Annotated in this window: 2 tRNA genes and 1 rRNA gene; all 3 read left to right on the top strand. The window is 42.2% G+C overall.

Annotated features, from left to right (window positions below):
• Positions 1–110 (top strand): 16S ribosomal RNA (locus tag HGH90_RS31475); the annotation flags it as partial.
• A gap of 163 nt (positions 111–273) precedes the next feature.
• Positions 274–348 (top strand) — tRNA-Ile (locus tag HGH90_RS31470).
• 10 nt (positions 349–358) lie between these two features.
• A tRNA-Ala gene (locus tag HGH90_RS31465) sits at positions 359–432 on the top strand.
• Positions 433–671: the final 239 nt, after the last annotated feature.

Genomic DNA, 671 nt, shown 5'->3' with positions numbered 1-671 from the left:
GGGGACCTGAAGTCGGTAACCGCAAGGAACCGCCTAGGGTAAAATCGGTAATTGGGGCTAAGTCGTAACAAGGTAGCCGTATCGGAAGGTGCGGCTGGAATACCTCCTTTTTAGAGCTCATTAACCTGAGCTGTTGTTTCCTTCTTTTAATTTTATTGAAACAGTTTAGTGATGACTATACTGTTTTGTAGTTCTTTAAAAACATTATAAGCCAAGTTGGTTATGGACTGGATCGGTTAGTGAGATAGTATCAGCCAACCTTGTCTGATAAACAGATCCGTAGCTCAGCCTGGTTAGAGCACTACACTGATAATGTAGGGGTCAGCAGTTCAAATCTGCTCGGGTCTACAATGATTACGGGGGATTAGCTCAGTTGGCTAGAGCACCTGCCTTGCACGCAGGGGGTCATCGGTTCGAATCCGATATCCTCCACTTAATCACCTTAAGTTCTTATCATAACAAAAGATGTGTAACCACAAAGGGTTACGGAGATCGGCTCTCACACATCAGCAATAATCACACAAATGAAATCTTGAAAAAGAGGTCAGTGATTAAAAGTTCTTTGACATATTGGGAAATGCAAGTTGTATTCGAAATAGTAGTATTAGAATACTAAAGATTTTTAAAGCGAATAAGGGCGCATGGTGGATGCCTAGGATCTAAGAGGCGAA

Source organism: Chitinophaga sp. Ak27, from assembly GCF_012726295.1.
GTDB lineage: Bacteria > Bacteroidota > Bacteroidia > Chitinophagales > Chitinophagaceae > Chitinophaga.
This window is presented reverse-complemented; position numbering and strand designations above follow the sequence as displayed.